Annotated in this window: 9 protein-coding genes; 2 read left to right on the forward strand and 7 right to left on the reverse strand. The window is 70.0% G+C overall.

The window, feature by feature from the left end; genetic code table 11:
* The 6 genes from WA805_RS03925 to WA805_RS03950 all read right to left on the reverse strand — a co-directional run.
* On the reverse strand, positions 1-737 hold a 737-nt coding region (locus WA805_RS03925; RefSeq protein WP_425241664.1), incomplete at its 3' end, for an amidohydrolase family protein.
* Complete coding sequence (locus WA805_RS03930) at positions 737-2,332, reverse strand: benzoate-CoA ligase family protein (RefSeq protein WP_424562608.1); 1,596 nt, start codon at positions 2,330-2,332, stop codon at positions 737-739. The genes WA805_RS03925 and WA805_RS03930, both read right to left, overlap by 1 nt.
* 22 nt (positions 2,333-2,354) lie before the next feature.
* On the reverse strand, positions 2,355-3,785 hold the full coding sequence (gene boxB / locus WA805_RS03935; protein WP_422272898.1) for a benzoyl-CoA 2,3-epoxidase subunit BoxB: 1,431 nt from the start codon (positions 3,783-3,785) through the stop codon (positions 2,355-2,357).
* Positions 3,786-3,791: 6 nt separating this feature from the next.
* On the reverse strand, positions 3,792-5,501 hold the full coding sequence (gene boxC / locus WA805_RS03940) for a 2,3-epoxybenzoyl-CoA dihydrolase (protein WP_422286223.1): 1,710 nt from the start codon (positions 5,499-5,501) through the stop codon (positions 3,792-3,794).
* Between the two features lie 54 nt (positions 5,502-5,555).
* On the reverse strand, positions 5,556-6,380 hold the full coding sequence (locus WA805_RS03945; protein ID WP_422323567.1) for a PaaX family transcriptional regulator C-terminal domain-containing protein: 825 nt from the start codon (positions 6,378-6,380) through the stop codon (positions 5,556-5,558).
* Positions 6,381-6,542: 162 nt separating this feature from the next.
* Positions 6,543-6,956, reverse strand: a complete 414-nt coding sequence (locus WA805_RS03950) for a C40 family peptidase (protein ID WP_425241665.1) — start codon at positions 6,954-6,956, stop codon at positions 6,543-6,545.
* An 811-nt stretch (positions 6,957-7,767) separates the two neighbouring features.
* Here WA805_RS03950 and WA805_RS03955 point away from each other — a divergent pair.
* Entirely contained in the window at positions 7,768-8,712 is a 945-nt protein-coding gene (locus WA805_RS03955; RefSeq protein ID WP_422323565.1) for an NAD-dependent epimerase/dehydratase family protein, read from the forward strand.
* Positions 8,713-8,772: 60 nt separating this feature from the next.
* Here WA805_RS03955 and WA805_RS03960 read toward each other — a convergent pair whose 3' ends face one another.
* On the reverse strand, positions 8,773-9,624 hold the full coding sequence (locus WA805_RS03960) for an alpha/beta fold hydrolase (RefSeq protein ID WP_422323563.1): 852 nt from the start codon (positions 9,622-9,624) through the stop codon (positions 8,773-8,775).
* 136 nt (positions 9,625-9,760) lie between these two features.
* Here WA805_RS03960 and WA805_RS03965 point away from each other — a divergent pair.
* On the forward strand, positions 9,761-9,930 hold a 170-nt coding region (locus WA805_RS03965), incomplete at its 3' end, for a TetR family transcriptional regulator (protein ID WP_425241666.1).

Here is a 9,930-nt window from a genome sequence, read left to right on the forward strand (position 1 = left end):
GGCCAGTCCGTGGCGAAGATCATGCGCCTGGTGAGGCGGGTCCAGTTGTGCTTGGCGTAGTACTCGCGGAGCCGGGACGGCGGCAGGCCGGACAGCTCGATCCAGACCCGGTCGTTCGCCAGGGCCATGAATGCCGCGGCGTCGTACCACCAGCCGCGGCCGCCGTGCGCGAGCACGACGGTCAGGTTCCTGAAGTCGCGCAGCACGTCGTCGAGGTTCACCGGATCGGCGAACTTGTTCGACGAGCCGGGGAACGTGGACGTGCCGCAGTGCACCACCAGCGGGATCCCCGCCGCCTGGCAGGCCTCGTAGGCCGGGTACATCGCCCGGTCGTTCGCGGCGAAGCCGGCGTGCACCGGGTGGATCTTCAGCGCGACCGCGCCCAGGTCGAGCTGGCGGCGCACCTCTTCGTCCAGTGGGTAGTGCAGGTGCGGGTTGACGTTCGCGATGATCTTGATCCGGTCCGGGTTGTGCCGCGCGACCGGCAGCAGGTCCTCGATCACCTGCATGCCGGTCACCTTCGGGCTGTACTCGGCCAGCAGCAGCGCGACGTCGACGCCCTCGGCGGCGAGGTAGGCGTCGAACGCGGCCGGGACGACCGTGCCCGCTGGGTCGTACACGCGGGCCAGCGCCGCCGCGTCGCCGAAGCCCTGCGCCCAGTCCATCCAGCCGCTTTTCAGCGTCGGCAGCCTGGCGACGTGCAGGTGCACGTCGATGAGCGGGAACCCGTCGATCATCAGGGCGCCTCGCCGGGCGCCCCTGCGGCCGTGATCGCGGCCGGGTTGAGCACCTCGGCGGCCATCGCGCGCAGCTCCACGCGCCGCACCTTGCCCGTCGCGGTGGTCGGGAAGCCCTCGGTGAACACCACGGCCCGCGGCCGCTTGAACGACGGCAGCCCCGCCCGGCAGAACTCGACCAGCTCCGCCTCGGTGACCGGCGCCGCGTCCGCGGCCAGCACGACGTAGGCGACCGGCTTCTCCAGGCCGTCCGCGTCGGCCGCGCCGACGACGACGGCCTGGGCGACGGCCGGGTGGGCGAGCAGCCTGGACTCTACCTCCATCGGCGACACCCAGATGCCGCTCGCCTTGAGCATGTCGCCGGTGCGACCCAGGCATTCGTAGTAACCGTCGGCGTCCCGCACGTAGGTGTCGCCGGTGCGCAGCCACTCCCCCTGGAACACCAGCCGGGACGCGTCGTACCGCGCCCAGTAGCCGGTCGCCGAGGACGAGCCGCGCACGAACAGCGTGCCTGGCGTGCCCGGCTCGGTCACCTCGGCGCCGGTGTCCTCGTCGAGCAGCCGCAGGTCGTACCCGGGCACGGCCACGCCGGTCGTGCCCGGCCGCACCTGGCCCGGCCGGTTGGACAGGAAGATGTGCAGCATCTCGGTCATCCCGATGCCGTCGAGGATGTCGATCCCGAAGCGCGACGTCCAGCGCTCGTAGAGCGCCGCGGGCAGCGCCTCCCCCGCCGACGCCGCGAGCCGGACGCCCGCGAGGGCGTCCGGTTGGAGGCCCGCACGCAGCATGTTGGCGAAAAACGTAGGGCCGCCGAAGAACAAGGTCGCGCCGTACTTGGCGGCGGCGTCGACGATGACGTCCGGTCGCGACGGCACCGGGTTCAGTACCGCCGCCGCGCCCACCGACAGCGGGAACAGCACAGAGTTGCCCAGGCCGTAGGCGAAGAAGGCCTTGGCCGCCGACAGGCACCGGTCGTCCGGCCTGATGCCGAGTACCTGGGTCCCGTACGTCTCGCAGACCACCTGGACGGAGGCGTGCCGGTGCATCGCGCCCTTCGGTGTGCCTGTGGTGCCTGAGGTGTAGAGCCAGAACGCCGGCGAGTCCGGCGACGTGTCGTACACGACGTCGTCGGGCGCCGCGGCGGCCAGCTCGCTCAGCAGGTGCACCGGCCGGGTACTGGCAGGAAGCGGGGAATCCGCCAGTACCCCGGCCAGTTCTGGCGCCGCCGCGGCAGCCGACTCCGCCGCGGCGGCAAACTCGTGAGTGACCGCGAGAAACCTCGCCCGGGAATCCCTGAGCAGTTCGGCGATGCCGTCGGCGCGCAGCATCGTCGACACAGGGACCGGGACCGCACCTACCCGCATCGCGGCCAGGTAAACAACCACGAAGTCCGGCGAGTCCGACATCACCATCAGCACTCGCTGTTCCGGCTGCACGCCGGCCGCCCGCAGCCCGGCCGCGGTGCGCCGGACCCGGTCGTGCAGCTCCGCGTAGGTGAGGTCGCCTGCCGGGCCGGTCAGCGCGATCCGCTGGCCGTCGCCCGCGGCCAGCCGCCGGTCGAGCAGGTACTCACAGGCGTTGAACAGCTGCGCCATCGCCGCCGCCTTTGCTGATGGGTTAGGTGAGGTGCACGTAGTCGTAGTCGAACGGCTGGCCGTTGATGCCGTTGCGCGGCGGGGCCAGCCATGCGGCTATCTTCCCGCGCTCGTGGACCGGGCGCATCAGCGACCGCACGAACGTCTTGTCGGTGTCGGTCGGCAGCCACTGGCTCTTGCGCTGCTCCCATTCGGCGGCGGTGAGGATCTCCCCGGCGGGGGACGCTTCGATGCCGGCGAACGCGCCGACCTTCCTGTTGAAGGACGGGCGCGGCAGCGCCAGCCGGTGCGGCAGCCCGGCGCCCTCCAGGATCCGGTTCCACCGCTTCACGCCGCCCTCGCAGTCGGCGATGTACTGGCGGCGCAGGTCGGTGTTCAGCCCCACCAGCGCGGACACCTCGGTCTGGGCAATGCTCTGCTGGCCAGTTCCGGCGTCGAGCAGCGCGTCCACCATGATCGAGTCGCTGTCCAGCAGGTGGTCGTCCTTGCGGCGCTCTTCCATCCAGCGGCCCTTCAGGCCGGCGGTGTAGTAGTTGGCGACGTTGGTGGAGGTATCCCCGCCGAACAGGTCGAGGGAGACGCTGTAGTGGAAGTTCAGGTACTTCTGGATGACCGGCAGCGGGATCGCGCCGAGGGCGGCCACGTCGTCGGTGTCGTTTTCCACCATGACCTGGGCGGTCCGCTCCACCACCCGGTCGACCCCGGTGGTGCCGACGAACATGTGGTGCGCCTCTTCCTTGAGCATGAACTCACAGGTGCGGCTCAGCGGGTCGAACGCGGACTCTTTGAGGGTGCCGAGCTGGTACTTGCCGTCCCGGTCGGTGAAGTAGGTGAACATGAAGAACGACAGCCAGTCCGGGGTCTCCTCGTTGAACGCGCCGAGGATCCGCGGCGCGTCCTGGCTGCCGGAGTTGCGGTGCAGCAGCTCCTCGGCCTCCTCGCGGCCCTCGCGGCCGAAGTGGGCGTGCAGCAGGTACACCATCGCCCACAGGTGACGGCCCTCCTCCACGTTCACCTGGAACAGGTTGCGCAGGTCGTACAGGCTGGGCGCGGTGGCGCCGAGGTTGCGCTGCTGCTCGACGGAGGCGGGCTCGGTGTCGCCCTGGATGACGATGAGCCGCCGCAGTTCGGCGCGGTACTCGCCGGGCACCTGCTGCCAGGCGGGCTCGCCCTTGTGCCGGCCGAACGCGATCCGCCGGTCCGGGCCCGGCTCGGCGAGGAAGATGCCCCACCGGTAGTCCCGCATCGGCACGTGGCCGAACTGCGCCCAGCCCTCACGGCCCACGTTCACCGCCGTGCGCAGGTAGACGTCCTGGGTCGGCAGCGCCGGCCCCATCGTCTCCCACCAGGTCAGGAAGTTGGGCTGCCAGGACTCCAGCGCCCGCTGCAGCCGCCGGTCGTCGGCCAGGCTGACGTTGTTGGGGATCTTCTCGGCGTAGTCGGGCGTGGTCACGGGCGATCAGACTCGCTTCCGGTCGAAATCTGCCCGCTTGCCCGTGCCGTAGGCGCGCAGCGCGCCGTCGGGACCCGAGGCGTTCGGGCGGTAGAAAATCCAGTTCTGCCAGGCCGACAGGCGGCCGAAGATCTTCGTCTCCATCGTCTCCGGCCCGGCGAACCGGTAGTTCGCCTCCAGGCCCGTCAGCGCGTCGGGGCTGAAGCTCGCGCGCTCCTCGAGCGCGAGCCGCACCTCGTCGTCCCAGTCGATGTCGTCGGGGGCGAACGTGACGAGGCCGAGTTCCGCCGCCTCGGCGGCCGCCAGCGGCTCGCCAATCCGTTTCTCGACCGCGGCCAGCCCGGCGGAGTCGCCGAGGAACCGGGTCTGCAGCCGGGTGAGCCCGTTGCCCATCGGCAGCGGCCCGAGGTTCATCGCGCCGACCGTCAGCGCCGCGGGGACCGCATCCGGATCACCCGTGTTTGGAGACACGGTGTTCGGAGACACGTCCTCGAACACTCCGGACAACATGAACGACCGGTCGGTCGTCAACGCCAGCTCGAGCAGCGACCCGGCGAAGCACGAGCCCGGCTCGACCAGCGCGATCAGCGACCGGCTCGTCACGTCCAGCCGCTTCAGCGTGCGCTTGAGGTACAACACGATCTCGTTGGCCAGCCAGTCTGCCGGCCCGTCTCCAGAGGGCAGCGCGGCCAGCAGCAGGGCATCGCAGGCCAGCACGCGTTCCGCGGACCCCTGGGTGCGCAGCACCCAGGCGCCGATCTCCGGCTCGTTGGTGCGCAGGTCGAGGATCAGGTCGTCGAGCTCGCGGGTCATGGCGAGCGTCCAGAACGCGTCGCCGAGGGCGCGCACCTCGTCCATCGACGCCGGCGCGTCCGCGTCAGGGCCCGACACGGTGATCTCGGCGACACCGCGGTCGCGGTCCAGCACGGCCGACACGTACCGGTAGCCGATCGCGTCGCCGGCGCGGGACTTGTCCAGCGGTGTCAGCTCGACGCCCGCCCCGCCTGGGAGGCGGGTGGCGGTCTGGGCGGCGGCACGGGCCCGTTCGGACAAAATCTCTTCCCAGCTAGCGCGGGGAACCACTTCGTCCACGAGCCGCCACTGCTCCGCCTTGCGACCGCCGACCCCCTCCGCCCTGGTGGCGAAGTAGTCGGCGACGTCGCGCCGCACGTGCCGCTTGTCCGTCACCCGGGTGAGGCCGCCGGTGCCCGGCAGCACGCCGAGCAGCGGCAGCTCCGGCAGCGACACCACCGACGAGCGGTCGTCCACGAGCAGGATGCGGTCGCACGCCAGGGCCAGCTCGTAGCCGCCGCCTGACGCGGTGCCGTTCAGCGCGGCGAGGTAGGTCTGGCCGGAGTTGTCCGTGGCGTCCTCGATGCCGTTGCGGGTCTCGTTGGTGAACTTGCAGAAGTTCACCTTCCACGGGTGGCTGGCCCCGGCGAGCATCCGGATATTCGCCCCCGCGCAGAAGATCCGGTCCTTGCCGCTGGTGATCACCACGGCCGTCACGCCGGGGTGGGAGAAGCGCAGCCGCTGGGTGGCGTCGTAGAGCTCGATGTCGACGCCCAGGTCGTAGGAGTTGAGCTTGAGCTCGTAGCCGGGCTGCAGGCCCGCCTGCTCGTCGACGTCCAGGGTGAGCGTGGCCACCGGGCCGTCGACGCTCATCCGCCAGTGCTTGTACCGGCCGGGATCAGTGCGGAAGTCGACGTGCGACATGATCCCATGCTCTACTGAATACCGGTGATTCGTCAAGAGTTCGTAGCACGTTCGCTACGCGTTGAGGCGCTTCCACTCGCGGCGCGAGCCGTCCGCCCACTGCCCGTGGCGCTCGGCGAACAGCCGCGCCGCCGCCGTGCCGCTCCACTGGCCGGGCAGCAGCTCGGGGGGCAGCGACGGGTCGAGCGAGGGGAACCGGCGCCAGGCGTGCACCAGCTCGAGCTGCCTGGCGAGCACGTCCGGCGGCGCCGGGTCGCGGAACTCGGCGAGGAACAGGTCGTATTCCGCGCCGACCGCGGGCAGGTCCCAGGCGGCCGCTACCATCGCCCGCGCGTCGGACAGCCCCGTCCGGCGGGCCGTGAACACGTGCGCGTCGTCCGCGACACCCGCCTCGGTCAGCGCCCGGACGGCCTCGCGCTCGCGCGCCGCGTGCGGGCTGATCCACAGCCCGGGGCCGAGCGAGCCGTACCCGGCCCACGCCAGCCGGGTCCGCACTTCGTGCCTGGCCCGCCGGTCGCTGTCGGGAATCCGCACCTGCACGAGGACCCAGGTCCCGTCCCAGTCGTGGGCGGGGCCGAAGGAGTAGATGCGTTCTGCGCCGTCGGTGAGCAGTCGCCGCGCGGCCGGCGTGAGCTGCCAGCGGGTGCGGCGGCCGACCCTGTCCGGCTTGAGCCAGCCCGCGTTGCTGGTGCGCATCAGCGCCTGCCTGGTGGCCTTCTCCGCGACGCCGAGGCGCTCGAAGGCGGCGAGCACGGCGCTCGTCCATGCCGCACCCTCGGCGGGGAGCACGAACTCGCCCAGCAGTGTGAGCAGCATGCCGCGCGCGCTCTGCGCGCCGGCCTCGTGACGCCGGGACAGCGCCGGCGCGGATGACTCCACTTAACCGTTCCTGTCCGGCATGACTTAGTAGCATACTGCGGCGCGGCGGCCTGGTGGCTAACCGTGGGGTTTCGCCGGCCGCCGCGCCGCAGGTGCGCGCTAGTGCGCGATCGCACCGAGGTAGGGCAGGGTCAGGGCCCTCCTTACAGGGTCAGACCCTTCTTAGCGGATGCGGAAGTACATGGTCGGGTGCCAGTAGGCGTTCCAGGTGTGCCAGCCCACCCGCGTTCCGGTGTTCTGCGCGCCGAACGTCATGTGCGACCAGGTGGTGACGAACTCCACGTGGCCAGTGCCGTAGAACGCCAGGTCCCCGCGCCGCGGGCTGGATACCTGGTACAGCAGGCTGGAGCTCAGCATCGCGTAGGTCGTACGCGGCAGGTTCACGCCGAGCTTGTGGCTGGCCCAGTAGACCAGGCCGGAGCAGTCGAATACGGACGGCCCTGCGCCGCCGTACACGTACCAGTCGCCTGTGCGAGTCTCGGCCTCGTCAAGGATGCGGCCGCCGATTGATTCGGTGGATGCGGTCAGTTGCGCGGTCACGGGGGCCGCGGGAGCCGCGTAGAACGCAGAAGACACGTGGTACGCGGGAGATGCCTGGTACGCCGCAGAAGGCTGGGTGGCGACGGCGGTCAGAACCCCGGCTGCTGCTGCCGGGAGGAGTACCAGGGCTGAGCGACCCAGCCAGTTGCGCCGCATCCTTAGGCGCCTCCGCGTCGCATAGCTCGGGCCCGGATATAGGTACAGGACTCCCGGTGAAGCGCGATCGTTGCCATCATTTCTCTTTCCCCCCAAAGAATTTGGGTTGTTTCGCGGGACGGCTTTGTTGCTTGCCGCCGTACTTGCGTATCACCCGTTCGACGCCGTTGTCCGGCGATACGCGATTCTTAGGTCCGCGTGTCGCCGTCAGATCACACGGAGATAACTACGTTTCCAAGGCAGCGATCAACAGTTCCATTTCCGTATATATTCGCAGGTCAGAGACGCTATTGAAGCTGTCGTATCTGACTGGCTCGTCAACCGAGTTCACTACATTGATGTGTGTGATATGTCACACTGGCCCGGCAGGCTGTTTCCTCGCCGTTATGCCGGGTGAACCGTTATAAAACCAGTTACCGTTCCGTGTTTGATGTTATTCGTCGGAAAATCGAGACTGATGGTACTGGTGTTACTACGCTCGCTGGAGCTTTCCGTCACGCTGTTCTCACGCATAGTCGCGGCTCCGATGGCTGCCACATATACGCCAGGACTATCGCGAGGAGCCGAATACGGTCATTTACAAGTCCGCAATTGATGTATTTTCCTTAGTACAATTGGCGCCATTCGGACCATCTCGGCTGTCGCCGACGCGGCGCCGGCCGCGGCCGTCACCCGCTAGACTCCCGGACTTGTGAGTGCTGCCGAAGAAGTCCTGGTGACCGGCGGGGCCGGTTTCGTTGGCGCGACGCTGGTCCGGCGCCTGGTGGCGAGCGGTCACCGGGTCCGCGTGCTTGACAACCTGTCCACCGGCGACCCCGCGCACCTGGCCGGCGTGGACGCCGAGCTGGTCAAGGGCGACATCAGGGACGCCGACGCCCTCGACGACGCGCTGCGCGGCATGACCGCGATCATCCACCTGGCGGCGGCCGGCTCGGTGGTCGGCTCGGTGGCCGATCCTCATCTCAACTTCGAGGCCAACGTGATCGGCACGTTCCGCGTGCTGGACGCCGCGCGGCGCGGCGGGGTCACGAACGTCGTGCAGGCCTCCACCGGCGGGGCGCTCATTGGCGACGCCACGCCGCCGGTCAGCGAGCGGTCGCTGCCCAAGCCCATCTCCCCCTACGGGGCGAGCAAGCTGGCCGGCGAGGGATACGCACACGCGTTCGCCAAGACCTACGGGATCCGCACGGTCGCCATCAGGTTCGGCAACGTCTACGGTCCCTGGTGCGCCCGCAAGCGCGGCGTGATGAACGTCTACTTCGAGTCGCTGCACTCCGGCGTTCCGCTGCTCATCTACGGCGACGGCACGGCGTCCCGCGACTACGTGCACGTCGACGACATCGCCAATGCCCTGCAGCTCGCACTCGAGAACGACCGGGTGCCAGGCGGCATGGTGCTGCACGCCGCCTCGGGCGTCGAGACCACCCTCACCGAGCTCGCCGACCTGTGCCGGCGCGCCGCGGGGAAGCCCGGCCACCCGATCGAGTACCGGCCACGGCGCGCCGGCGAGGTAGGCCGCAACTTCGCCTCTTACGACCTGGCGCACGAGCTGCTCGGGTACACCCCCACGGTCCGCCGCGAGGACGGTATCCCGCGCCTGTGGCAGTGGTTCACCGAGGAAGTGTTCAGGGACTGAGGCCCGCCCCCGTCGGCGGCCCCAGTTAGCGGCCCCAGTTAGCGGCCCCCGTCGCCCCCGTTAGCGGCCCCAGAACTCCCGCAGGTGCGGGACGAGATCGCCGGGACGTTCCTCGGGGAACAGCAGCTTCGCGCCGTCCACCTCGATGACGTCCCGCGCGCCCGGGATCAGCTCGCGCAGCTGGTACGCCCACTTGACGCCGAAGTTGCTCTCCTCGGCGGTCCCCCAGACGATCAGCGTCGGGACCCGCAGCGCGCGCAGGCCTGGAGTGGCCGCCGTCAGGTCCGCAGGGTCGAGGGCGGCGATCATCCGCTCCACGTCCCGGGCGCGGTCCAGACCCCCGCCGTAGTACTCGCGCCAGACCTCGTCGGGCACCGTGGCGGGATCGTTGTACAGGCCCGCGAGCGGGCCGGCCGCCCGGGAGGCGGGGCCGGCGGCAACGCCGGCGAACCCCTCGGCGAGCTTGCCCTGCCTGGCGAGCTCGACCATGGGCGCGAACTCCGGCGGCGGGAAGTTGCCGTCGGTGTCGCAGTTCGTGAGGGTGAGCGAGCGGAGGCCGCCGGGGTAGCGGGCGGCGAAGATCTGGCAGATGGCCCCGCCGGTGTCGTTGCCCACGAGGTCGACCTTGCCGAGCCCGAGGCCGCCGCAGAGTTCCGCGAGGACCTCGGCCATCGCCGCTACCGACATGTCGGCGCGCGCGGGTGTGCCGCCGTGCGCGGGCAGGTCGATGGCGATGCACCGGGTCGTGCCGGATAGCTGCTCGATGACGTGCCGCCACATCAGGCCGCCGGTGGCGAGCCCGTGCACGAACAGCGCGGCGGGCGCGCCGGCGTCGCCGAACTCGGTGTAGGCGATCTCGCCGCCGTCGGCGGGCAGAGAGCGGCGACGGGCGGTGAAGGTGCTGACGTCCATGCTAAGCTTCCTTCCAGTTACAGACCGACTGTCGGTCTATTAAATACATACCGATGGTCGGTCTGTCAACGCGCATGGTGGGGGCGACGCGGGGAACGTTCCCAGCAACGCATCAACCCGAGTACAAATGGATCCCATGACCGAGCCGTCGCCCATCAGCACAAGCAAGCGGGCCGCGCAGGGGCGCGCCACCCGCGACCAGCTCATCGAGGTCGCCACCCGGCTGTTCGCCGAGCGCGGGTACGAGGACACCTCGATCGAGGCGGTGCTGTCGGCGGCGGGGGTCAGCCGCGGCGCGCTCTACCA

The organism is Trebonia sp., from assembly GCF_049794275.1.
Taxonomy (GTDB): domain Bacteria; phylum Actinomycetota; class Actinomycetes; order Streptosporangiales; family Streptosporangiaceae; genus Trebonia.